The organism is Oscillatoria sp. HE19RPO (assembly GCF_024220515.1).
Lineage (GTDB): Bacteria > Cyanobacteriota > Cyanobacteriia > Cyanobacteriales > Laspinemataceae > Laspinema.
On sequence record NZ_JAMXOT010000149.1, the window covers coordinates 24,099 to 49,586 of the forward strand.

The 25,488-nt window shown below is 48.2% G+C and carries 17 protein-coding genes; 7 read left to right on the top strand and 10 right to left on the bottom strand.

Annotated elements, in window-relative coordinates; all coding sequences use genetic code 11:
- Nucleotides 1-50 precede the first annotated feature (50 nt).
- The 5 genes from NG833_RS14140 to NG833_RS14160 form a co-directional block, all read right to left on the bottom strand.
- A complete protein-coding gene (locus NG833_RS14140) occupies nucleotides 51-281 on the bottom strand; it encodes a hypothetical protein (protein ID WP_254565933.1) in 231 nt (76 codons plus the stop codon).
- A 221-nt stretch (nucleotides 282-502) separates the two neighbouring features.
- Nucleotides 503-1,054, bottom strand: coding sequence for a hypothetical protein (locus NG833_RS14145; RefSeq protein ID WP_254565934.1), 552 nt, complete (start codon nucleotides 1,052-1,054; stop codon nucleotides 503-505).
- A 342-nt stretch (nucleotides 1,055-1,396) separates the two neighbouring features.
- Nucleotides 1,397-1,624 carry a DUF2949 domain-containing protein gene (locus NG833_RS14150; RefSeq protein WP_015151158.1) on the bottom strand — a complete coding sequence of 76 codons (228 nt, stop codon included), beginning with the start codon at nucleotides 1,622-1,624 and terminating at the stop codon, nucleotides 1,397-1,399.
- Nucleotides 1,625-2,201: 577 nt separating this feature from the next.
- Nucleotides 2,202-3,836, bottom strand: a complete 1,635-nt coding sequence (guaA, locus tag NG833_RS14155; protein WP_375293912.1) for a glutamine-hydrolyzing GMP synthase — start codon at nucleotides 3,834-3,836, stop codon at nucleotides 2,202-2,204.
- Between the two features lie 474 nt (nucleotides 3,837-4,310).
- Nucleotides 4,311-6,086, bottom strand: a complete 1,776-nt coding sequence (locus tag NG833_RS14160; protein WP_254565935.1) for a DUF3352 domain-containing protein — start codon at nucleotides 6,084-6,086, stop codon at nucleotides 4,311-4,313.
- An 867-nt stretch (nucleotides 6,087-6,953) separates the two neighbouring features.
- On the opposite strand from NG833_RS14160, the gene NG833_RS14165 reads away from it, so the two are divergent.
- The gene (locus NG833_RS14165) at nucleotides 6,954-8,696 is read left to right on the top strand and encodes a TonB family protein (RefSeq protein ID WP_254565936.1); all 1,743 of its coding nucleotides are present in this window, start codon (nucleotides 6,954-6,956) and stop codon (nucleotides 8,694-8,696) included.
- An 89-nt stretch (nucleotides 8,697-8,785) separates the two neighbouring features.
- Complete coding sequence (locus tag NG833_RS14170; RefSeq protein WP_254565937.1) at nucleotides 8,786-9,967, top strand: hypothetical protein; 1,182 nt, start codon at nucleotides 8,786-8,788, stop codon at nucleotides 9,965-9,967.
- Nucleotides 9,968-10,173: 206 nt separating this feature from the next.
- Here the strand turns inward: NG833_RS14170 and NG833_RS14175 are convergent, their stop codons facing one another.
- Entirely contained in the window at nucleotides 10,174-10,785 is a 612-nt protein-coding gene (locus NG833_RS14175) for a hypothetical protein (protein WP_254565938.1), read from the bottom strand.
- 140 nt (nucleotides 10,786-10,925) lie between these two features.
- Nucleotides 10,926-11,384, bottom strand: coding sequence for a YbhB/YbcL family Raf kinase inhibitor-like protein (locus tag NG833_RS14180; protein ID WP_254565939.1), 459 nt, complete (start codon nucleotides 11,382-11,384; stop codon nucleotides 10,926-10,928).
- Nucleotides 11,385-11,891: 507 nt separating this feature from the next.
- On the opposite strand from NG833_RS14180, the gene NG833_RS14185 reads away from it, so the two are divergent.
- Nucleotides 11,892-13,553 carry an alpha-amylase family glycosyl hydrolase gene (locus NG833_RS14185; RefSeq protein ID WP_254565940.1) on the top strand — a complete coding sequence of 554 codons (1,662 nt, stop codon included), beginning with the start codon at nucleotides 11,892-11,894 and terminating at the stop codon, nucleotides 13,551-13,553.
- Between the two features lie 217 nt (nucleotides 13,554-13,770).
- Here NG833_RS14185 and cls read toward each other — a convergent pair whose 3' ends face one another.
- Together cls and NG833_RS14195 are read right to left on the bottom strand one after the other, a co-directional pair.
- Nucleotides 13,771-15,204, bottom strand: coding sequence for a cardiolipin synthase (gene cls / locus NG833_RS14190; RefSeq protein WP_254565941.1), 1,434 nt, complete (start codon nucleotides 15,202-15,204; stop codon nucleotides 13,771-13,773).
- Between the two features lie 42 nt (nucleotides 15,205-15,246).
- Entirely contained in the window at nucleotides 15,247-16,065 is an 819-nt protein-coding gene (locus tag NG833_RS14195) for an endonuclease/exonuclease/phosphatase family protein (protein ID WP_254565942.1), read from the bottom strand.
- Nucleotides 16,066-16,672: 607 nt separating this feature from the next.
- Between NG833_RS14195 and NG833_RS14200 the strand changes: the two genes are divergently transcribed.
- From NG833_RS14200 to cas6, 4 genes are all read left to right on the top strand, one after another.
- A complete protein-coding gene (locus tag NG833_RS14200) occupies nucleotides 16,673-18,583 on the top strand; it encodes an AAA-like domain-containing protein (protein WP_254565943.1) in 1,911 nt (636 codons plus the stop codon).
- A gap of 93 nt (nucleotides 18,584-18,676) precedes the next feature.
- On the top strand, nucleotides 18,677-19,234 hold the full coding sequence (locus tag NG833_RS14205; RefSeq protein ID WP_254565944.1) for a hypothetical protein: 558 nt from the start codon (nucleotides 18,677-18,679) through the stop codon (nucleotides 19,232-19,234).
- Between the two features lie 88 nt (nucleotides 19,235-19,322).
- Entirely contained in the window at nucleotides 19,323-22,859 is a 3,537-nt protein-coding gene (locus NG833_RS14210) for an AAA-like domain-containing protein (RefSeq protein ID WP_254565945.1), read from the top strand.
- 208 nt (nucleotides 22,860-23,067) lie between these two features.
- Nucleotides 23,068-24,276 (top strand): CRISPR-associated endoribonuclease Cas6, encoded by a 1,209-nt coding sequence (gene cas6 / locus NG833_RS14215; RefSeq protein ID WP_254565946.1) that lies wholly within the window; start codon nucleotides 23,068-23,070, stop codon nucleotides 24,274-24,276.
- 283 nt (nucleotides 24,277-24,559) lie between these two features.
- Here the strand turns inward: cas6 and NG833_RS14220 are convergent, their stop codons facing one another.
- Nucleotides 24,560-25,150, bottom strand: a complete 591-nt coding sequence (locus NG833_RS14220; RefSeq protein ID WP_254565947.1) for a hypothetical protein — start codon at nucleotides 25,148-25,150, stop codon at nucleotides 24,560-24,562.
- Nucleotides 25,151-25,488: the final 338 nt, after the last annotated feature.

The window sequence follows — 25,488 nt, forward strand, 5'->3', positions numbered from 1 at the left end:
TTTATTGAGTTTTTTTAAATCTTTCAAAAACAGGGTCCTATACTCAATATTCAATCTTCATCCTCTCCTAAAAATTCAAGGGCTTGCTGGCGGCTGAGAAGCGGTGTTTCTTTGGCTTCATCCATTGCTTTGTTTAGGCAATAGTCTTCGATATTTTCTGTCATGGTTTCGAGGGAGGGGTTGTCTTGAGGGAGAATTTGCCTCCACAAATCAATGGGAACAACGACAGCCGTTAGCTTGCCCTCTGAATCGGTTATATATCCAACTTCTTGGGGATTCATGCCTTTTATGTCTCCTTGGGTTCCTAATATGGGTAGTCCAATTCATACTAAATTTTCTGCGCTTACAATTGTACCGCAATTAAGGGCATTTGCATCTCTCATCGCTCAAATCAATGTAGAGGCGATTCGCGAATCGCCTCTACATTGAGCGTTTAATATACCTCGGGCCAGATTCTTATATAGGATACAAAATCTGGCACAGAAACCCCGTTTCTTATCTTCTAAGAATTGGAGGGCTCTAAACGAATCTCACCGGCGTTGGTGGATGTGCGATAGACCCAGGTTTGGTCTTCGTGAGAGATGACGACTCGCCAGCCTTCTACTAGCATTTCCACACAACCCTCGTTGGGGTCGGGGAGTCCTAAGCAATTATTGGGCCAGGTTTTGCGTTCTTCTTGCTGGATCTCTAGTTGGTTTTTCGGGAGGTGCGATCGCGCTGAGGCATCTTCCATCACTGCCTCGAATACCTCGGGGGGTAGGTTACCGCTATAGATATATTGATCCTCTAAGCGGATCTCTTCGGCTTCTAAGGAGGTTCGATACACCCACTTATGTCCGTCCTCTTGATTTTCGATGACGACTCGCCATCCTTCTACTTTGGCTAGGCTGCATAATTCGTCGGGTTCGGCGATGCCGAGGCAGCCATTCGGCCAAGTGTGCTTTTCAGCTTGGACGATTTGGAGTTGGTAGGGGGAAATTCCTGTTTGTTCTGAGGCGGCTTCTTTGACCGCTGTTTTTACGGAATCAGTTAATGTTATAAGGGTTTGGCTCATGGTTAACCTCTGATGAATTGGAATCTTTACTATTTGGTAGCCTCTGATCCCCATGTTAGAAGTGAATTTTAAAAACCTGGTGAAATTTCGGAGGGATTCTGCTTTTTTATGCCTTTAGGTATAGGCCACCTTCCCTAGGTTGGGCTAATTTATACTCCCCTAGAAATCAGAAAAAGCCCCACTTTTTGAGGGGATGGGGTTTTTCCTAATTAAAAAGCCGAGGTTTTTTCTCCTCGGCTTTTTGGGAATTTATTTTTCTGTTCAATGAGACGTAAAACCACATAAAATCGGGTTCATTCATCCCTAAATCATCCTCCTTATGATTGCTTGTGGACTACCTGTTCAGGTAGTGGTGGGGGTGGTTTCTTGCCAGTCAAAGATGCGCTCTAGTTGGTCGATGGTGACAAATCCATACTGCCAGAGCACCATTGGTAAGGTGCTGTAGTCTAGTTCGCGACTATGGAGGCCAAAAGTTCCGCAAATCCGCTCCGCGAAGGCGATCGACGCGGTGGAAATGGCGAGTTCTTCTTGCAGAAATCTGATAAATTGAGAATAGGTTGCCGGGGCCATAAAAACTATCACCTCCTCTGTTATTCCTCCTAATTGTGGTTGGAAACTGTTAGAGATGGGGTAGCGGAGTAGCTACTTTGCCATCTGTCCATTCTAGGGTGCGATCGCCCATAAAACATCAGCTCAGATTGCCGCAGATTTTATGACGACTTATTACTAATGCAGCATATCTAGCTGACAATGACATCCGAAAATTTACCGAATTCCAATCATAAGGCGGCATTTGCCGCCTTATGACAGTCTGATTTTTGTCTGATTGGAGTTCTCTACAGAGGAGGAAGACTCAACCGGGGTGCTCTCCCCCTCTTAAAAACTCCAAACCGCATAACTCAGCTTGAATGGGACTTACGCATTACCCCTAAATGTAGAGGCGATTCGCGAATCGCCCCTACATTTAGGGACTTTGTTGGTTAAAGGGAGACCTAACCCCCCAACCCCCTTCCCTCTGAGGGAAGGGGGAGCCGGAAAGCCCCTCCCCTCTTAGGGGAGGGGTTTGGGGAGAGGTCTCTTTCTTGATTCGCCAACAGAGTCATTGAGGTTGGATTCTCAAAATATGCGTAAGTCCTATTTAAGTAGTTTATTCCCACTCGATAGTTCCAGGCGGTTTGGAGGTGATGTCATAAACCACCCGATTCACCCCGCGCACTTCATTGACGATGCGGTTAGAAATCGTTTCCAACAAGTCGTAAGGAACCCGTGACCAATCTGCGGTCATGCCATCTTCACTGGACACCAAGCGCAACACGATGGGATAAGCATAAGTCCGTTGGTCCCCCATGACTCCCACACTGCGGATGGGTAACAAGACGGCAAACGCTTGCCAAAAATCATGGTAGAGTCCCTGGCGATTAATTTCCTGACGAACTACATAATCGGCATCCCGCAGGATATCTAACCGTTCTGCGGTGACTTCCCCAAGGATGCGAATCGCTAACCCAGGACCGGGGAAGGGGTGACGTTGAACGATTTCCTCGGGTAACCCAATCGATCGCCCGACTTTGCGGACTTCATCTTTAAACAGTTTCCGCAGGGGTTCCACCAATTTAAAACAGAGGTCATCCGGTAACCCACCGACATTGTGATGACTCTTGATTTTCACCGCTACCCGTTGACCCGGTTGGGAGGGAATGCTGGTATCTGCCGACTCAATCACATCGGGATAGAGAGTGCCTTGGGCCAGAAAATCGAAGGGTCCCAGACGTTTGGATTCTTCTTCAAACACCCGGATGAACTCATGTCCAATCCGTTTGCGCTTTTCTTCCGGGTCGGTAATCCCGTCAATTTGAGCTAAGAAGCGATCGCGCGCATTGACGTAAGCAACAGGAATATGAAACTGCTCATGAAACAGCTTGACTAAGCGTTCCGGTTCATATTTCCGCATGAACCCTTGATCGATGAACATACAGGTCAGTTGGTCCCCGATCGCCTTGTGCAACAAGAACGCCAAGGTGGAAGAATCCACCCCACCGGATAAGGCCAATAATACCCGACGGTCCCCGACTTGCTCCCGAATATCTTTAATCGATTCTTCGACAAAGGTGGCCGTTGTCCAGGTGGGTTGACATTCGCAAATATGATAGACAAAGTTGCGAATTAGGGGCATTCCCCCTTGGGAATGGACAACTTCCGGATGAAACTGCACGCCATATAATTGCTTCTCATGGTTGGCGATGGCGGCACATTCAGTATTCTCGGTATGCGCCAGTCGTTCAAACCCTTCTGGCATCCGCAGTACCGAGTCACCATGACTCATCCACATGGTGGAACCTTCTTCCACATTGGTGAGCAAATCCGTGGGGTCGTCAATGTACAACGATGCTTTACCATATTCTGCTCTTTCTGCCCGGGCCACATGGCCCCCAAGCTGCTGCACCATCAGTTGCATTCCATAGCAGACTCCCAGGACTGGGATGCCTAGCTGCCAAATTTCTGGGTCACACAGGGGAGCCCCTTCATCGTAAACGGAGTTGGGACCCCCGGATAAGATAATCCCTTTGGGATTGAGTTTTCGTAAAGTTGCAGCGTCAGTGCGATGGGAGAGAACCTCAGAATAAACCTGGGTTTCCCGAATCCGACGGGCAATCAGTTCGGAATACTGAGAACCAAAGTCTAAAATCAGAATGGTCTCGCGGTCAATCAATGGGCGATCGCGTTGGTCTTCTACAGATTCACTAATTGGACTTTGTGGAGTTGGAGTTTGGGTAGTCGTCACGGGTCAATCCTAATGGGTTGGGTGTTAGGCGGAAAATTAATGAACTCAGGACTTACGCACAAGAAAGCAGAATTCTAACGATTGGGTCATCCTCTTAAAAATATCCTCGGGTGGTAAGTCCTGGAATTGGAGGGATAAGATTAATTTTACATCGTCTATTTGCTTTTTTTTTATTGAGAAATTTAGGATTGGGCAGGGGTTTAAATTACCGTCGGTGGATCGGTTCGGCCAGGTGTGGGGATGTGGGTTGGTTGCCTGGGTGTGGGGATGTGGGTTGGTTGCCCGAGTGTGGGGATGTTGGTTGGTTGCCCGAGTGTGGGGATGTGGGTCGGTTGCCGGATCCGGCGGGGGTTCAAACCCCTATAGGTGTTGCAACAGGTGCAAGATGTCGGATAAATCCGACGTAGAGGCGATTCGCGAATCGCCTCTACAGGCCGCCCATCGTTTGAACACCCGCCGGTTTATCGGTTTGGATCACGAACCCAGGCGGATGAACAAGTCAGCTAAGGGAGACCCGTTAACCGGCAGTAATTCTATCCCCGGGTCGATCGCCGGTGCCGGTGAACTCAGGGAAATGGACTGCAACCTTTGGAATAGGGGTTTTCCGGCGAGGGTGACTAATCGCAGAACCGGGAAGCGACGGGTTAAGCTTTCTTCAGAGGCCAACCAATCCAGGTAGAAATAACCGTAATTGGATTCGGGAAGGGGACCGATCGCACTCTGAAAGTCAGGATTACTTAAAATTGAACCCGTTGTTGGGGCATCGATCGCCGCTGTTAAGGTTTCTAGGGAACTGGCAAAAATCTCATAAGCCCCAATTTCCGTATGCACGGCGCGAACATCAGCGGCAATCTGTAACGGTGTGTTCCCTTTTGCCTTGGTGGGGACGGGTTTGGTGGTTAATTTCGTCCAGGTGGAAATCGGGCGATTCCCCCAGGAGACGGGCCCGACGCTGAACCCTTGTTCTTGGGCGATCGCATCTAATTGTTCAATCCCTTTGACAGCAGTTTCCCCAGATTTCTGGGCAACAAAAATCCAAGCCAATCCAGGATTATCCACGTTTTCCACTGAGGATTTCGGTAATAAACCGATCGCATATTCCCCTTGCACCCAGTTAAAAATGGCCTCGGGTAAATCCAATCCCCAGCGCGATCGCACCATTGCTACAGGTTGCCGCAAAATTTCACCCACCGCCCCAGATTCGGGAAATCCTTCTTCTAGGGCCAACCATAACTGATTCAAATCGGCACCGGCGATCGCAAAAGCAGTCTGTTCTGGCAGATATTGCAATGCCTGGACAGGTCCCAATAAACTCGGTAAACTCGTTGCCCATTCCGTGGCGGTGTTACCATTCCAGATGGTATGGGCCAGCAGTCCCTGGCGATTTAACCCCAGGGCTATTCCTAAGCTGGGGGAGGTTTCGGCGGCGAGAACGCGCTCAGAGGGGGGTTTGAGGCCGGTTTCCCCAGGGCGATCGCTAATCCAGGCGGTAAATTGCTCGACGTTGATAAAACTGAGTCCAATTCCCCCGGATGACATATTGGCGAGTGCCTCTTGATAGGCGGGATTTCCCTTGAGGCTGAGATTTTGAGCTTGGACATTATTAATGGCATCTCGCAGCACTTTCGGATGATTGGCAAACAACACGAAGCGATCGCCCACCACCGCAGAGGCCCAATTTCCCCCTGAATCTGCATTGCTAGGAGTTTGGCGATAAATCAGCTTCACCCCTTGATAATTTTCAACGGCGACCTCTACCCCATTACTGGCATTCTGGGACCACAATACCTCTAAAAAATCCCGGCTACGTTGAGGACTTTTCGTTTCCACCGCCAGCAAATACCCCGCTTGCCGTCCATTCCCCTGTTCGCGATCGAAGTCGGAACTGGTAACAGCAAAGGTAATTTCATCCCCAAGCCAAGGTTCGATATCCTTGTGATAGTTTAAATCCGTATTGGCGAGGACTCCATTTTTAATCTTGTCAAATTCCTTCCGGACTTGAAAGCGCAATTTGGGGGCGACTGCCAATCGTCCCACATCTTCTAATTTGTCCACATTGACTAAGAGAGAGGTCATCAGAGGGGCTTGTCGGGGGACAAACATCGCTGCCTCAACCCGGGTTTCCACGGGTCCGCGCAATAAGGCGACGGGTCCGGTGGCAAGGATTTCATAGAAGCCCCCGGCACCGAGGAGGCAGAGGACCAGGGCGACGGCCCCTAACAGGGTGAAAAATAATTTTCGGTTCATCATTATCAATAAGAGTTAAGCGTAACGGGAGTTTACCGATTAGTTTATCGGGTTTCCTGGGTGGGTAGAGCGCGGATTGCTCCAGGGTTGGGAAATCATCTTTGATTCCCAGTTGCGATCGCACGGCAAATAAGGGACTCTTTCCAGAATACTCCCCTCCGGTGCCAGAAAGTAGGGTGGGCAGTGCCGAACCCTTGTCTCGATCCGATTAAACCCACTTTTAATCAGGTAACACAACGGGCAATTCTCTTTCTCTGAGCAGGTTTCAAGTTCTGAACAAACAGCCGACTCGGCTTAAATCGGGGTTCTCAACCCAGAGGGTTGATCCCCAGAACTGGAATGGGTTGAAGACATCCAAGACAGTTGTTCTCGACTTCAGTTGCCGATTTTCTGGACTCAGGAAGTATAATCTGCACTATTTTTGTCTCTGAATCCAGCCCTTTCCCGGGTTTCAATCTACTTTTTGAAAAAACTTCTTAAAAACGAAATCCCTAATTGCAACTCACTATCCAAGAATCCCTCTAATCCTCACATTCATCAAAAATTATATTTTCCTCACTTGCACTACCGGCAAAAGCGCGAAAATCATCTCCCCCTGATGGTTACAGCGCTATTCCCTAAGTTCACAACAAATCCTTGACAAAATTCCTCCCTTATTGTAAAGCGGTCAAATAGGGTTTAATCTGGTTCTGTTCATCTCAATTGGCTGACTTTCTTTGAATTTTTTTAATCAGCTATTGCTAATAACTTTCAATAGTGCTAAAAACTTTAAAGGGTGTTACTCCGGCATTTTTTGGGTGTTGGAGAAACAGGACAGAGCGACCCTTGCCCCTGTTGTCCACACCTTTGTTCTGAGGAGATCTAGCAGGCATGACTTTTTCTACCGTTTCTGCGGCACAGCGAGAACAACAAGAGGAGCAAATCAAGACCCTGATTGGATGGACCCTGGTTGGTTCCGCCGTGGTGCATTTGGTTTTCTTGCCATTGATGGCGAACTGGATGATGACGGCATCGCCCGAGGCGATCGAAGAACCCATTGAGTTTATCGTTCTTGAGGAACCCGAACCCGAACCCGAACCGGAGGAGGACCCGCCACCGCCAGAACCGGAAGCATTAGCAATCCCAGAACCGGAACCCGAACCCGAACCTCTCCCAGAACCGGAACCCGAACCCGAACCTCTGCCGGAACCGGAAATGGTCGAACCGGAACCTCTTCCCGAACCTGAACCCCTGCCGGAACCCGAACCCCTGCCGGAACCCGAACCTCTGCCGGAACCGGAAATGGTCGAACCGGAACCCCTGCCGGAACCGGAACCCCTGCTGGAACCGGAACCTTTCCTGCAAGAGCAACCGACGCCAGTTCCCGAACCCTTCATGCCGGAACCGACGCCGGAACCTGCACCGAGTCCGGCACCCTTAATACCCCAGGAAGCACCTTCTTTGTCCGAACCCGCGCCCCTGGAACCGCTGGAAAGTCCGCCGATCGCCCAGGAACCCGAGACCCAAAATTTAGAACCCCTACCCGAGGTGAATCCGGTGGACAGACTACCGGATCCCCCAGTGGTGAGTTCGGTTCCGCAACCGCCTGATCCCGAATCTGACTGGATGAACGACTTTAACTCCACGAATCAACCGATCGCCTTGGACGATCAAGAGGTTGCCGCGTCGAATCCGTTTGCTGAAAATATCCGGCCCCTCAATGAACCCTTAAACGAACCAAGTCCCCTAGAACCCCCAGTCACCAGCAGTTTACCTGAAACCCCTGGCGAGGAGTTGCTGACTGAGTTTCCCAACTCGGACGCCACCCCTGCTCTAGAGGAGTTCAACCCCACCGCGCAGTCGCCTTGGAATGACAACATCAACGACACCCCCGAGGAACCCTTCAACCCGAATATCCAACCCACCCCCAACAGTCCCGTCCTCAACCCCAGACCCGAGAATACCGGCAATCCCGACTTGTTCTCACAACTAGAAGAGAATAACCCTGCACCGAGAATAGAGGACAATCAAAACAGCGCCCCTTCTAATTGGAATAGTAACAGTGATTTGGGACTCGATGAACCCTTCAACCCTAATGCCAATAGTGCACCACCGCGTATTGCCGAATCTGCTGCCATCAACCCGAACCCCGGGAGTGGTGAGACGGGTTCTGACTTTTTGAATGATTTAGAAACCGCTGCCAACCCCTACTCTAGCGGGACAAATACCTCCTCAACTTCCCCCTCCACCGGGACGGGAAACAGTGATTATGATACGGCATCCGAACCCTTTGGCGGCAACATCGGGCCGATGGATCCGGGTGCTAATTCCGGAGGGCCTGCCGGTTCGCCCAACGGTTCCCCAGATGGGTCCGGATCAGTAGACTGCCGTCGTTGCGGGAAACCCAGCTATCCGAGAATTGCCCGAGAATCTGGATGGGAAGGGGTGGTCTTACTGAGTGTGGATATTGACCCCTCCGGAAATGTCACCAATGTGCGATTAGAAGAATCCAGTGGACATTCGGCCTTGGATGACTCAGCAATGGACACGATTAGGAATTGGAAATTTGAGCAGTCAGATCGTGGTCAGCAAAATAAGCTTGTGAGAATTCCCTTCCGTTTAGAGGAGTCCTAAATGATGGGGTGCGGTGGGTGATTCATCTCATTTCACCGTCACCCAAAACCCCAACTCCTAACTTAATGTTGTTTACCCTGAATTTATCTATGCTTCGTTCTATCCATTCATTCGGAATTCCCCTGTCCATCGCCTTGACCTTGACTCTCCCCTGGCCTGCGATCGCAGGTGTGGTCACCTTACCCGATGGCGGGCGTTGTGAGGGAGAACTGCAAGAGGGCAAACTTAGCGGTCCGGGAGTCTGCACTTATGCCAATGGCGATCGCTATGAGGGAGACTTTAAAGAAGGCCAACCTCATGGCCGAGGCATTTATACCTTTGCCGATAATAGTCGGTATGAAGGCGAATTTAGTAATGGTCAATTTAATGGAACCGGAGTCCGGGAATTTGCCAATGGCAACCGCTACGAAGGTGCATTTAAAGATGGCAAGTTTCACGGCACCGGGTCCTATACTTCTGGGAATGGCATCCGATTCGAGGGAGAATTTGTAGAAGGGTCTCCTGCCGGTAGCGGCACTTTTGTCTTTCCCAATGGCAACCGCTGCACGGGAACCGTTGCCGAGGGTAAACTCAACGGTCAAGGGTCTTGTGAATATGCCAATGGCAATCGTTATGAAGGGGAATTGGTGAATAGTCAACCCCAAGGTCAGGGAATTTATACCTTTGCCGATGGCGGACGGTACGAGGGCGAATTTACCGAAGGCCAATTAAATGGTCAAGGGGCGCGGGAGTATAGCAATGGCGATCGCTATGAAGGACCGTTTGTCAATGGTAAACCCGAAGGCCGGGGAGTTTTCGCCTTTGCCGATGGCAGTCGCTATGAGGGGGAATTTAGGGAGGGTCAATTTAATGGGGAAGGAGTCCGGGAATTTACCAATGGCAACCGTTATCAAGGGCTGTTTGTTAATGGCAAACCCCAAGGACGCGGAACCTTGACCTTTGAAAATGGCAATCAGTATGAAGGGGAATTTGCCGATGGCAAATTTAATGGGGAAGGGGTGTTTACCTTTGCCAACGGGAATAGTTATTCTGGTACGTTTCAAGATGGTCAGTTTAGTGGTCAAGGTACTTACAGTTTTGCCAATGGCGATCGCTGTGAAGGGGAATTTTCCGACGGGAAGTTTCACGGGACTGGAAGCTGTATCTATGCCAATGGCGATCGCTACGAAGGTCAATTTTCTGAAGGTGAAAAACACGGAACCGGCATCTATATTTATGCCGACGGCACCCGCGTCGAGGGCAGTTGGCAAAATGGGGAACTGAGAAATTAGAGTAAAAACCCGCACCCTGAAGGACGCGGTTGGTTATCGGGGAGACCTAACCCCCCAACCCCCTTCCCTAGGAGGGAAGGGGGAGCCGGAAAGCCCCGTACAGGCAAGATATTTATTCCTTCTAGCTCCCTCTCCTCGTAGGAGAGGGCCGGGGAGAGGTCTCTTTCATGATTTGCCAACAGAATCCTTTAGGGTGCAGGTTGTTGCTAACAAATGGGTTGATTGCCAGGATTAACCGCATGAATGTCTTCCGTCCCGGATTCGGGCCACGATCGCCGATAGGATGCCTCTTCCGGTTTACCCCATCCCAGTTGTAGGAGAATTTCCAAGAAGTCGGATTTTTCCCATTTAAATAGGGTCGCCCATTCAGTTTTAAGGGCGATCGCCTCCACATCCGCTTTAGAAATTTGGCGATCGTTTAACCCATTATTCACCCGCAGATACAAATCCATGCCTTCGGTGACTTCTAACCAAAACGACAACAGCGCAGGTTTTGCCGCTTTCAAAGTCTCCAGGTCCTCCGGCAGTGCAATCAACTGATCGTGGAGTTGGGGATAGGAGAGGGTTTTGCCTTTCAGGGTAATTTCATGGGAAATCAGACCCGACACCTGGTGCGATCGCTGATAATCATGCACGGCTGCCTTAAAATCCTGATAAGCCGTAAACTTTTGCAGACCTTCCGGTTTGAGGAACTGGTCAACCACTGGCAGCCCGATCGCCGGAGTCGCCGACAAGTTCAAACGCTCCCCTCTGAGGCAAGCGCGGCGCTCCTGTTCTAAAATTTCGATTAACTCCTGCGTACTGTAGACCTTCGCCATCAGAACACCATCGGGTTGGACTTTACCGATAGTTTAACCTGGCTCAGGTACTCCAGGAGTGGGATAGGCTACCCAAATTCGGGGTAAATCTGGCGAGGCGATCGGCCCCTAGCTGGGACCCCTCGCCCATCCGGTCTCAATTAACCCGTTCTACCATACCGTCCCATCAGTTCCACTGCCCCTAAAATATGACCTTCCATTGCAGATTTCACCTCCGCTTTGCTGGCCCCCGGTTCCAGACTGAGGAGAGTATCTAAGGCATACAGTTTGAAAAAATAGCGGTGGGTTCCTTCTTCTGGACAAGGTGCACTATATCCTAACGTGCCAAAATCATTTTTTCCCTGGACTCCGCCGCGTTCCAGTCTCGGTTCATTTGGCACTCCGTGAGGCAGGTGACGAATATTCGCCGGAATATCATAAGCCAGCCAGTGGGTTAAGCTGCGCGTAGCCACATCCGGGTCCTCCATAATCAGCACAAAACTAATGGTCCCAGCCGGGGGGGAGTCCCAACTCAGGGGTGGAGAAGTCTTTTCACCATCGCAGGTATGTTCAAACGGAAGGGTATTCCCAATGAAAAAAGCAGGACTTTTAAATTCCATGACGTTAATACAGTTGACGGTTAACTCGGTGCGAGTGGTGTTTTTATCAATCGTTCCATTTTAACGGCTGAGGAGATATCTGGCTGCCTGGGCACCCACTCCCCAGTAAAACCTTCTCCTTTTACTCACCCTTGGATCATCCAAGGGCGATCGCCTAACCCGAATCTTGACCCCTGGGTTTTTGTTCCCCATCCGCCAACTTGGCCTAAAGATCTAACTTCCGATAGATAGGTGATACTTTCTTGAGTTAGAGAGTCCTGACAATTAAATTGAGTTATCATTTCTATCATGACCCAAAAAGGTACTCAATAGAGCGTCTTCGTCCCCTGCCAGAAAAGGTCAGCTAAATCGAGCAGACAATTTCCCCCTGGATGGAAGAAGGAGTCTCGTATAAAGTCTTCCCTTCTTTGGACCCATACCACCTTTAAGCAAACTCATAAGGTGTCTCAACGGACAACAAATGGTTTTTGCTGCGGATTTATGTTTTTACAAAAAGAGAGAACTTTAATGGCTAATGCGATTGAATTTAAGTTGTTTGCACCCTATAATAAAGGGGCCGCACTGATCGGCTCGTTTTCCAAATGGGAAAACATTCCGATGGAAAAAGACGACCAGGGTTATTTTCGCACTTCAGTCAACCTCGAAGATGGGGTTTATGAGTATAAATTCCGAGTTCAGACTAAAACCGAATATTTAGACCCGGATTCCTGGGTGTATGCGATCGACCCTTATGCCAAGGAAATTGATAAAACCGGCCAAAATGGGATTATCCGCATTAAAGACGGCGAACCCATCGTTGATACTTATGTCTGGAACCATGATCGCGTTCCCTTACCGAGTAATGGGGAGTTGGTCATCTATGAAATGCTGCTGGGTAACTTTTGTGGGCAAAAAGAAGACCTAGATCGAGGCGGTTTTAAATCCACTATTGAAAAATTAGATTATTTAGCAGACTTAGGGATTAATGCCATTGAATTAATGCCCGTCATGGCAGGAGACCAAGGCTGGGGTTATCTCGTCCAGCACTATTTTGCCCCCGCCCCTCATTACGGTTCCTCTGACGAATTGAAGCGCCTAATCGATGAGTGTCATGCCCGGGGAATTCGGGTGATTATGGACATGGTATTTAATCATTCCCATGATGATTGCCCATTATTAAAAATAGACCGGGATTACTGGTACTATCACTATAAGCATTATCCCGATGATGATAACAATTGGTGGGGTCCCGAATTTAACTATGATCATCATGATTCTAACTTAGATATTCGTCCCGCTTGGTCCTTTACCGGAGATGTTGTGCGGTACTGGATTCAAGAATATCACATTGATGGAATGCGCTATGATGCCTTGAGTCAACTGGCGAATTGGGACTATTTACATTGGATTGCCAACCTGGCCCGAGAAACCGCTGGCCCTAAACCCTTTTATAATATCGGAGAACATATCCCCGAAAAACCGAAATATGCCCGGTTTGAAGGACCGATGGATGGCTGTTGGCATGAGAGTTTTCACTACTTCTTAGTAGACTTTATCTGCAATGATGATACCTTAGACCTGGACCAACTCAAGGAGGTCCTAGATTGCAAAACCCAGGGGTATGAAGACTCAACCAATGTGATTAACTACCTATCCAACCATGACCACGATCGAATCCTCAACTTGTTAGGCGATCGAGGCATTTTTGATGATCATGCTTTTTGTCGAACTAAATTAGGGGCAGCTATTTTAATGACCACCGTTGGCATTCCCATGTTGTGGATGGGTCAAGAATTTGGTCAAGATAGCTGCGAACATCCCAATCAAAGCTGTGAACTCAAATGGTATCTCTTAGACAACGAACGTAACCGCAGTTTGTTTGATTATTATAAAGGGTTAATCGCCTTACGCAGGCAGAATCATGCCATTCAAAGCGAAAATATCGAGTTTATCCACGAAAATCCCGACGATCAAGTTCTGGCTTATATTCGATGGAATGAGGAAGGGTCACGAGTCGTCGTTGTTGCCAATTTTTCCGGTAATTTTCTCGGCGGTTATACCATTCCCGACTTTCCCGATAATGGGAAATGGCACGAGTGGACGAGAAACTACGATATTGAATCTCACGATAACCAATTAGTGCTCGATTTGGGTGAATATGAAGCCCAGGTCTTTGTCTGGAATCAGTAAGGGTTTGATTCGAGTCAATCTAACTCATTATGCCCCGAACATTCAGGAGTGGAATAAGCAGTGGAAGCATCTTGCTCCCTATGTTAGCAAGACTGGACTTATGCAGATTTTGAGAATTTCCCAAAAATGTAGAGGCGAATCGCGAATCGCCTCTACATTTTTGATTTAATGTTAAATACAGGAAGGAAAAAAATCCCCGACTTCGGCCCAACCTTCCCTAAAGAATAGGCGACATTAAACGGGCCGCCCGCACCGCCAATTGACACCAAATTTTTCGATGGTCAAGTTGAGCATGATCCACTAAATAGGCATTATCAAAATCAGTTTTCAGCATCGTTTCAACATCGGTAACAAAGCGAGGATTCGCTACAAAAGCCATAATTTCAAAATTGAGTTCAAAGGAGCGATTATCTAAATTAATGGTTCCGACTCCGGCCAGAGTGCGATCGATGAGGAAGACTTTCTGGTGCATGAATCCCGGACGATAGCGATACAGCTTAACTCCCGTGCGTTCTACTTCTGTGATATAGGATAAGGAAGCGAGATAAACTTGGATATGATCCGGGCGATTGGGTAATAAGATTCGCACATCTACCCCACGCAATGCGGCCAATTTTAAAGCAGTGAGGACCGATTCATTCGGCACAAAATAGGGACTCGCGATCCACAAGCGACTCCGGGCGGCATTGATCAGACTCACCATAAACAGGGTACAAGCGGGGAGTTGATCTCCGGGACCTGTCGGCACAACGATCGCCGTTTGATTCTCCGGATCGGGTTGAATCGTCCAATCGACCTCGGGAATTTCTCGAACCGCCCAATACCAGTCTTTCAGAAAAGCGATTTGAACGCATTGCACCGAGGGACCTTTAAGTTCTAAATGAGTATCGCGCCAAGGGCTCAGACGGGGGTCTTTTCCCAAATATTCTTTTCCCAGATTTAACCCCCCGATAAAAGCTTGTTTGCCATCAACAATTAAGATTTTGCGATGATTCCGAAAATTAATCTGAAATCGGTTTCGTCTCCGTTTGGTACTATTAAAGGAAGTAACCCAAACTCCACTACTTCTGATTTCCCGTAAATATTCAGCAGAAAGGGCATAACAACCAATCGCATCATAAATGAAATAAACCCGCACTCCTTCCCTGGCTTTTATAATCATTTTTTGCTTAAAAGCATTACCAATTTCATCTTCACGCACAATGTAAAATTGAATTAAAATGTAATCCTGCGCGGCATCCATCGCCGCTAACAACGCGGGAAAGGTTTGGGTTCCATCAATGAGTAAAGTCGCCGCGTTCCCTGAAGTAAAAGGGAGTTGCGTTAATCCATCGGCTAATTGGGAAAACTCTGTAAACTCGTCTGGTTCAGCTGAGGAAAATTCTTGAATATCCTGATAAACTTGTTGACTAATCCACCGATATTCGCGGTCAGCATAGCGATGAGCATCGGCATATCCATAAAATTTGTGATTTCCCAACACCCAATACAGGGGAATGGCAATAAACGGAAAGGTAACCAGAGAAATTGCCCAAGCGACCGCACCCCGGGCCGATCGCACCGTCATGACTGCATGACCTGCCGTCATCAATCCCACTCCATAAAAGGCGACGATGATTGCAGTCGCCAATGCCATATAATTTAAATCCACAGTTTCCCTATTTAGCGCATCTTCTGATTGACTTTTTCTAGGTTACAGGACAAGGGCCAATTCCACGACCATCGGTTGATGATCCGAGGAGTACAGTTTATCTAAAACCTTCGCGGTATGCAGTTTTGGCGTTAACCCCCGATAAAAAATATGATCTAAAGGCGGCGACCCCAAAAATGTTTTAAGTTTAGCTCGGTCCTCTCTCGAAAACTGCACCGGCATTAAATTGAGTCGGTTTGCCATCAACTTCAACAAATTAAACCGCCCTTGACTCCAGGTATTAAAATCTCCACAGATAATCAACGGTTCCCGGCGATCGCCTAAAACCGCTTCTAGTTTCTGGAGTTGGGATTTAAACTTACTGAGGTTGACAAAATTAATCGCATGAGTATTCACCACTAAGAGTATGTGTCCCGTTTCCTTTAAGGGATATTCAGCAATGAGCGAAACCTTCGGAGTATTGGTAACGGGTTCAAATGCTGGCGTCAGAATGGCTCGACTGGCAACCGGCTGAACTTTAGATGCGGTTAAAATTCCACAATAAGTATTGTAATAAAAATCGACAAAATTTGGAGCAAATCTCCATCCCATTGACTCTAATGCTAAAATCTTTTGAGTATTTTTATTTAATTCAATTTCTTGAAAACAGATTAAATCAGGCTGATGACTCTCCACAATTTGATAAAAATCATTAGCCCATTTAGAAGTATTATTATTTTTAGCCACATTCCAATTAAGGATTTTGAAGCCCTTTCCCCCAATGGCCGAGTCGGAAAAATTATCCTGAGACAAGACGGTTTCCTCGACGGGAAGAAAGCGCTTAGGGGAGATAAATCCAGAGAAGGGAAATTGATTGTCCATCGGAATTCATTATTCACTGTTAGAAATTCAAGAATAACAGCGAACTAAAACTTCATGGCAAATTGACCCATGCTATAGGGCATCCAAATTATTCTAACCATTCATAGAGGTTCGCTTTATTCCAGTTAATCCTAGCCGATCGCCCATTCGCTCACCTCTATCAACAGTCAGGGATTTTTCCGAAAGGGTGCGACTCATGAGGAGTGCGAGCATCTTGCTCGCTCTTGACGATAGCGAGCAAGATGCTCGCACTCCACAAATGCACCTCATAACTAAGGGAAACGCTATAGATGACTTGGAGTTCCCTGAAACCATCCTCTGAAAACTCGCCCCTCGGCCTAGGAAGGGCGGAGTGGGGTCCCCATTGTCATAAAACCGACACCCCTTAGCCTCTGTAACTAGAGGGCCTATCCTCTACAACTGCACTTTTTTCCCGGAATAGGGGCTGCACCCTCTGAAAAAAACTGGATTAATCCGGATCACTCATCGGTTTTGTAGTAAGATATCTTATAAATGGAGCAGAATTCTGGGATACCCTCTGAAACCGAGGAACTATCCGAGGATAACAGAGTCTCTGTTATTGTATCGTTAAAGGGGCAGTAAATCGGTGTTTTCCCGCGAGTTCCTAACTCAGATCGCTCATCAGCATCAGCTTTCTCCCGATCAGGAGCGAGTCTTTTTGCTACGGTTTGCCGAGGATCAGGATTATGAAGATATTGCCGAACAGGTAGAAACTTCAAAAGGAGCCTGCCTCAAACGGATGGGTCAAGTTTATAAAAAATTTGGCATTGAAGGGGGGACTCGCGGGAAGGAAAGCGAACTGCGAGCATTTCTGGATCAACGCTGGGTGCAACATCGCGCCTCGGCGTTACCCGGTTTGGAGGTGAATCTTGGTTCGCCCACCGCCAGAGGTGCAGACTCGCGGGTGTTACCGGAGACATCAAGTGCGATCGCCCCTGTCTCGACAGCAGCAATGGTGAGTCGGAAAGTTGCCCTATTTTTCGGCGATCGCCAACCGGATGAACGACTCCTGACGCCGTTAACCCAGGCGATCGCCAGTGCGGGTCATCAACTGATCCTCGCGGGGACTCATCCCCAGTCAGGAGAGAACGGATTGCTACAACTGCAACAGGAACTCCAAGCTTGCGATCGCTTGTTACTGTTGCTCTCCGGACAATCCGCCTTTAGTGACCTCTTAATTGAAGAAGTGCGCCTCGCCCGAGAAGTGCGAGAAACCCGCAAAGATGGCACACCGGATATGTTCGCGATTCGGATCAATTGGCCGACGGATTCTCCGGTAAGCTACGATCTGCGCGTTTTATTACAAGGTGTACCCCAGCGCGAGTGGCGATCGCCCATCGATACCCCGGCGATCGTCAGCGAAGTGCTACAGGCGATCGACACGGGTAGTCTCCCCCGGCAAATTGCGGTAGAATCTGCCGTCATCAGCGCCTTAACCCCCACCTGGGAAAGTGCCGATGGTCGTCCCCTCCCCTTTGCTGGACCGGAACTCCCGGAAGGACAAGTGGATTTAGCCTCTCCCTTTTACGTCAATCGTAGCCCGATCGAAGAGCGCTGTTATGAAATGATTTTGCAACCCGGTGCGCTGATTCGCATCAAAGCACCGCGACAAATGGGCAAAACTTCTTTAATGGCTCGCATTCTCAATCATGCGGCCAATCATGGCTATCGTCCGGTTCATTTGAGCTTTCACCTAGCTGATAAAGGGGTATTTGCCAGTCTGGATAAATTCTTACAATGGTTCTGTGCCTATATCGGTCAGCAGTTACAACTCCCCAATCAACTTCCCGAATATTGGGATGATTTTTTAGGCAGTAATGTCAACTGCAAATCCTACTTTGAAGACTATCTTCTCCAAGAAATTCATACCCCTTTAGCCTTATGTCTCGATGAAGTAGACCGGGTTTTTCAACATCCGGATATTGCCGATGACTTTTTTGGCTTATTGCGAGCATGGCACGAAGAATCAAAACGGCGCGAGATTTGGAAAAAACTTCGCTTAGTCGTGGTTCATTCCACCGAAGTTTACATTCCCATGAATATCAATCAATCCCCCTTTAACGTGGGATTACCGATTGAATTACCGGAATTTACCCCCAATCTCGTCCAAGATTTAGCCCAGCGGTATGGAATCAATTGGTGCGAAACCGACGTCAATCGTCTTATGAATATGGTAGGAGGGCACCCCTTTTTAGTGCGGTTGGCGCTCTATCATATCGCTCGACAAGACATTACCCTAGAAAAATTGTTGAAAACGGCTCCTACCGAGGCGGGTTTTTATAACGACCATTTGCGGCGTCACCTCTGGAATTTAGAACAGCATCCGGCATTGGCTAGAGCCATGAAAGAAGTTGTTTTTAGTCCGAATCCGGTGCGTTTGCCCTCGGAACAGGCGTTTAAATTACATAGTATGGGGTTAGTGAAATTTCAAGGCAATGATGCCGTCGAACGATGTGATTTATATCGCCAGTATTTCCGCCATAGACTCGATGAATAATTGGGTTTTAGGGGCCTTTGACCATAGTCGGGCCAGTTATATTCAAGGAGCTGATCAGTTTCCATGACTCTCAAACATCTCCCCGAAATTATCATGATGGTAGCCTTTGCAATTCCGGTGTGTTTTACTCCAGCAGTCCATTCTCAAACCGTGAGAGTTTTCCCGGATAACTGCTCTGGGGAAAACGACCAAAACTTAGGGCTATCTTCTGGCTTAGGTGCAGACAGTAGAGAGTTTGATCGGGGTCAGGGGATGCAGGCATCAGCAGGGTCTGAAAACTGTTTGGGGGTGTCATCATTGGCGTTGAAACCCCAGACCCCCGATCAAGGGTTAGTCCGGAGTAAACAAAGTAAAGATGCTTGCTCTATTTCTGGCAGAATTTATGGCATTGAACGCCAGAATTCCCGAGGAATTTATGTGGTGGTGATTGACCCCAATACAGATAATGCTTTAGCTCGATTTCCGGCTTATCCTAATGGCCCAAACCAACCGAATTATGAATTTTCACTGATGCGATCGGGGCGTTATTTATTGAGTGTTTTTCAAGACCGAGCTGGAACGTTGGTTCCGTTTAGAACCCGACCCAGTGAACGATTGATTAACTGTAGTCGGGGGAGTGAGTTGGAAGAAACGGACTTTGAATTGCCGTAACTCACGCTCTTTGAAACAGGACTGAAAGGTTTTCGAGGTTGTTCAGGGTTAAAACCGAGGGCCAATGCAGGTAGAGACGGGTGACTGGATGAATAAAAAACTGACGTCAATGTACTATCAAGTCGGGGGAAGTTTACCGCCAGATTCTCCAACTTATGTGGTCCGTAAAGCCGATCGCGAACTGTATGAGAATCTCAAGGCGGGAGAGTTTTGCTATGTCCTAACCTCGCGGCAAATGGGTAAATCCAGCTTGCAACTGCGGACCATGCAAACCCTCCAAGCGGAGGGATGTGCTTGTGCGGCGATCGATTTATCGGCGATCGGGAATAAAGACGTGACCCCGGTGCAGTGGTATAGCGGGATTATTCATACTCTCGTCAGTTATTTTAATTTGTTCAGTCGCCAGGAGTTTAGAACCTGGTTGCGCGATCGCGATGAACTCTCCCCAGTCCAACGCTTGCATGAATTTATCGAGTCGGTTTTGCTAGTGCGAATGCCGGAACATATCGTCATTTTTATCGACGAAATTGATAGTGTTCTGGGCTTGAATTTTCCGATTGATGACTTTTTTGCAGCCATTCGGGCTTGTTATAATAAACGAGCCCAAAACCCAGAATATAAACGGCTAACTTTTGTTTTACTGGGGGTTGCCACCCCCACAGAGTTAATTCAGGATAAAAGTCGCACCCCGTTTAATATCGGGCGAGCGATTCAAATTGAGGGATTTAAACTCCCGGAAGTGCAACCGTTGGCGGAGGGATTAGAACCGGGCTGTTCTCGCCCCGAGGTGGTCCTGGAGGAGATTTTAAACTGGACCAATGGACAACCATTTTTGACTCAAAAACTTTGTCAATTGGTGTTAGCGGCGCAGAGTCCCATTGAGGCGGGAATGGAGTCCGAACGGGTGGAAGAGTTGGCCCGATCGCAAATTGTGGAGAACTGGGAATCCCAGGATGAACCCCCCCATTTAAAAACCCTGCGCGATCGCCTGTTACGAAATGAACAAAAGGCCAGTCGGCTATTAGGACTCTATCAGCAAGTGTTACTCTCCGGAGAACTCCCTGCTGATAACAGTCCGGAACAACTGGAATTGCAGCTATCCGGTTTAACCCTAAAGCGCCATTCTAAATTAACCGTTTATAACCCCATTTATGCCTTAGTTTTTAATGCGCAGTGGGTGGAACAGGCATTAGCGGATTTGCGGCCTTATGCCGAAGCGTTATCCGCTTGGGTGGCGTCGGATTGCCAGGATGAATCGCGACTGTTGCGGGGACAGGCATTACGGGATGCTCAACAATGGGCGACAACCCATAGTTTAAGCGATCGCGACTATCAGTTCCTCGCCGCCAGTCAAGAGGTGGAAAAACGGGAGGTTCAAAAAGCCCTAGAAGCCGAGAAAAAAGCGATTCACCTGTTAGCGGAAGCCAACCAAAAACAGATAGAAGCCAATCGCATTTTAACCGAAGCCCAACAACAAGCCAATCGGATGCTCAAACGAGCCTATTGGGGGATTACGGGACTGGTCATTCTGGCCGTCATTATCGTCTGTCGCGGGACCATTGCCTTAAAAGAAGCCCAAAAAGGCACGTTAATTGAGCGCCAAGGGGCGAATGCTTTAAAGTGGTTTGAATCGGAAGGGGTGGAACTCGAAGCCTTGTTACTGGCGATGCAAGCAGGACAAGATTTAAAAGCTCTGGTGAAGGGCGATCAACGCTTAACCAATTATCCCACGATTAGCCCTTTGTATGCATTACAAACCATCCTCCACCAAATCCATGAAAAAAATCAACTCAGAGGACATCAAGGTGCAGTTCGCAGCGTCAGCTTCAGTCCCAATGGAGAATTTTTGGCCACTGGAGGAGAAGATGGTCGAGTGGAACTTTGGACGCGGGCAGGGGAGCATCTGCGGACTATTGGAGTTCATAAAAGTGCTGTGGATAGCGTTAGGTTTAGTTCCGATGGGATGCAAGTTGCCACCGCTTCTGAGGATGGAACCGTCCAAATTTGGCAACGGGATGGTACCCCGATTGGGGCGATTACTGCCGAAACCGAAGCGATTGATAGCGTCAGTTTTAGTCCCGATGGTACGCGCCTCGCTACCGCTTCAGAAACTGGCACAGTCCGAGTCTGGAATCAACAAGGAAAGTTGCTTAATGAAATAGGAAGCGTGAACCGTCAAATTAATACCGTAAGCTTTAGTCCCGACGGAGAACACTTTGCCACTGCTGAAGTGGAGGGAACCGTGCAAATTTGGAATCTAAATGGCCAACGTCAAGCAACTTTGACCATTCCCACTACTCCCCGCCAAGAGTTCAGTTCTACCCCCGATGCTCAACCATCAGTCAACAGCATGACCTTTAGCCCCAACGGGGAATTACTAGCAACCGCTGGATTTGATGGGACGGTGAGAATTTGGAACCTATCGGGTCAAGAACTCTCGGAGTTTAACACTGCTCAAAGTGCAGTAAATAGCATGAGTTTTCATCCCAATGGGGCGGAAATTGCAATTGTTGGATTTGATGGCAAGGTGCGTCTGTGGACATTGGAAGGGGTATTACTCAAGCAATTTAAAGGCGATCGTCATGATCGAATTACCAGCATGACCTTTAGTCCCGATGGAGCGCGTTTAGTCACGGGAGGAGTGGATGGAACAGTCCGACTCTGGGATATTTCCCGCCAGGGCAATCAGCCCTTTCCCGTGACTGAAACTCCCAGCAACGCACTCTTATCTGAGAATGATAAACCAGTCCCCAACAACTCACCTAAAATGATGGTGCGATCGGCTAAAATTCCTTTAGAAAATCAATTTCTCAGGATCGGATTTAGTCCCGATGGTGAACGGTTTGCCACGGCTCAACCCGATGGGACGGTGCAAATTTGGACCCGTTCCGGTCAAGCGGTGATTCCCCCCTTTCAAGCCCATCAAAGTCGGATTTCTACCCTCAGTTTTAGCTGGGATGGAGAGACTCTCGCCACCGCAGGGGAAGATGGAACGGTTCGCCTTTGGAATCGGTTTGGTCAACCCCTACAGCCGGAGTTAAATCATAGCCGTGGGGAAGTCAAAAGCCTGAGTTTTAGTTTTGATGGACAACGAATTGCCTTCGCTAATGGACCGGGACTGTTACAAATTTGGAATCTCTCGACCCACCAAATCGATGAAATCCGCTTTCCCTACGGTCAAATTAGTAGCATTAGCTTTAGTCCGGAGGGTGACCGGCTGGCGATCGCCTCTGCTGATGGCAAAATTCGCCTCTGGACTCTATCCGGTGAAGAACTGGATAAATTCAACAGTGATACTCGGTGGGTCACTAGCTTGAGTTTTAATCCCACCGGACAACTTTTAGCCACGGCTGGAACGGATGGAACGGTGACAGTTTTCTTACTCACAGGCCAACTTTCAAAACAAGTTTTAGCCAAATTTAAAGCCGATGAAACCGATGTTTTGAGCATGACCTTTCTCTCTAATGGCGAAGGAATGGTCACCGTGGGAACAGACAATACTCTCAGGTGGTGGCGCATCAAAGAATTAGATGAATTGCTGGCAACTGGCTGTAATTGGCTGACGGATTATTTAAAAGCACATCCCCAAGCCCAAGCGGACCTACCTATTTGCCACCATCCCTAAACATGACGACCTGTTTAGGTTTCGTAGGTCTCATATTTGTCCTGATTTTACTTGAGGAATTGTTATGTTGGTTTGGCAAATTTTTAAAATTAATCCCCGGTGTCGAAGTGATTGAGGGTTAACTCCAACCCCACCTTTTAGCAAATTCCCATTCTGAGCGTTGTTCACGCGACTGAACCTTTTTTATACTACACCCAAGGAAATTACCATGATCTCCAATTTAACCTTGTCTCCCCTTCCCATCACCAAAACCCCCCTCCGCGAAGTTCTTTCCCCTCGTTATGTTCCCAACCCAACTCCTGTGGAAGTCCCCAGAACCCTCCCCAAAGAGGCCGTTACCTCTCACCTCACCTGGCCTGCGGAGACAGAATTGCTCGGGTTAGTTTTTGAGGTGACCCCTCGGGCAGCGGATTATCTATACGCGCAATACACCATTGGATTGCACGCTTGGTTTTTAGATCAAGTGCGACAAGCTGACCCGGAACTGTCCGCCTATTTACATGATGTCCAAACGGAAAAACCCTTTACCCTCTCCGGTTTAGAAGGCAAATTAGTCTCCTGCGGCAAAGATTTTCAACTCCAACCGGGAGAAACCTATCGGTGGTATGTGACTGCGCTTTCTAAACCCGTTGTCCAGTTTTTGCAACAGTGGGTGAAGCAGTTACCGGAAACGATCGCCTTGCGGAAAGCGCCGTTAGAAATTCGGTCCTGTAAAATTTCGATTGCGCCAACGACCTATCGCCAATTATTTGCTTCCCAAGAAGTGAATTCTTCCACCCTGCAACTGAGCTTTATGACCCCGACGAGTTTCCGTCGGAAGAAACATCACTTCCCCCTGCCGGTCCCGGCCAATGTTTTTCATAGTTATTTGCGCCGGTGGAATGATTTCTCGGGGATGAATGTCGATCGCGACCTGTTTTTAAAATGGGTGGAAGAATCGGTGTTAATTCACCGTCACGAATTGCAGTCGGCGAAAGTGGCCGCAGGTAAAAAAGGCATGGTTACCGGATTTACCGGATTGGTGGAATTTGGATTATCTCGACAGTCGGGAGAAGTCCCGGAATTCGAGCGGCTATTCTATACCTTGGGACAATTTGCCCCCTATTGTGGAACGGGACATAAAACCACCTTTGGGTTAGGTCAAACCCGCTTAGGATGGTCCGTTGAGGAAGCGATTCCGATTCCTTCTATCCAAGGAATGTTAGCCGAACGGATTGGGGAATTAACGGAATTGTTCATTGGCCAACGGAAACGCAAAGGGGGCGATCGCGCTCGGGACATTGCTGAAACCTGGGCCACCATCCTCGCCCGTCGTGAATTAGGGGAATCCTTACAGGCGATCGCCTCGGATTTACAAATGCCCTATCAAACGGTCAAAACTTATGCTAAATTAGCTCGCCGAGCTTTAAAAGTTTAGCATAATCTGATGTCTAGTCCATCAATTCTGTAGGGACATAGCCAGGTTATGTCCCTACTTTTTTCTATAACCCTTGTCAAGGCTTCGTTTAATTAAATCCTTAATTTATCCCTGTTTTTAAACTGATAAAATAGTTGGAATCAGACAAGTGTGAGCATCTTGCTCGCTATTTTTATCCCAAACTCATTTAGGGTCGCTATCCTTAGGTCTCTATCCAGCAATCAAGGGAATTTGGCTATCCCCTGATTGCGCTAACATCCGATTGCACTGCGGTTTTTTCCGGTTACAGGATGTCAAATCCTGCTTCCCCTAAAGCGCGCTCGTAGATATCGATGGTATGGAGTGCGATCGCCCATTCCCGAAGATACTCAAAGTCTAAATCCTCATTCTGAACCTTCAGCATCCAAACGAGATCCCGCCAGAGTTGATCTCCATTGCGATCGCTATCCCGATATTCGATGAGTTTTTCCAGAAAAATATCTTCCAAGGACGGTACCCACAGCGATCGTTCGGGGTTGAGTTGCACCGCGATCGACTTGCGCCGACTAAATAGGGACTGCCAAAACGAGTCATCTTTTAACAGCAACAGATTCACCGCAATATTCGTCTCTTTATGGACTAAGGTAACACCCGATTGCGCCCGAATCGCTTCTCGCATAGCCGCTTCTGTTACCTTGAAATTGGGTTCAACCGCCTCAAACAATCCCCCCAACTTATCCCGACGCAAATCGACAATCAGGGCGATAAAACTGGGAAGCTGGCGGTCGGTTTTCAGCGCATTAGCTAACCCACTTTCCGTCACATAAGGGATTGCCAATTGTTCAAAAATTTTAACCAGTTTTAAAATGATTTTAATCGGATCGGCAATAGACACAGCTTCTCTCCTATTTTTGGGGGTTTATTGTAAGTCAAATCCTCATCTAATCTTATCCTATTCCCCTGTGAACCCGTCGCTAATTTATTCGAGTCTTCATCAATAGGCCCGCTTCTAGCTCCCGAGTGTATTGGTGTCGTAGAAAGCAAAAAAAGTGGGAGCATTTGGGTCCCTTAGTGTAGTCGGTCAGCCGATGCTCTAGCCCTGTCAAGGTGGTAAATTTAATGACGAAAAATCGTTATTTCTCGTAGGGGCGTATTGCATACGCCCTCTTTATCGGTCAATGGAATCCCGCCTCATCCTTGTTTCTTGTAGGGGCGTATTGCATACATGATACG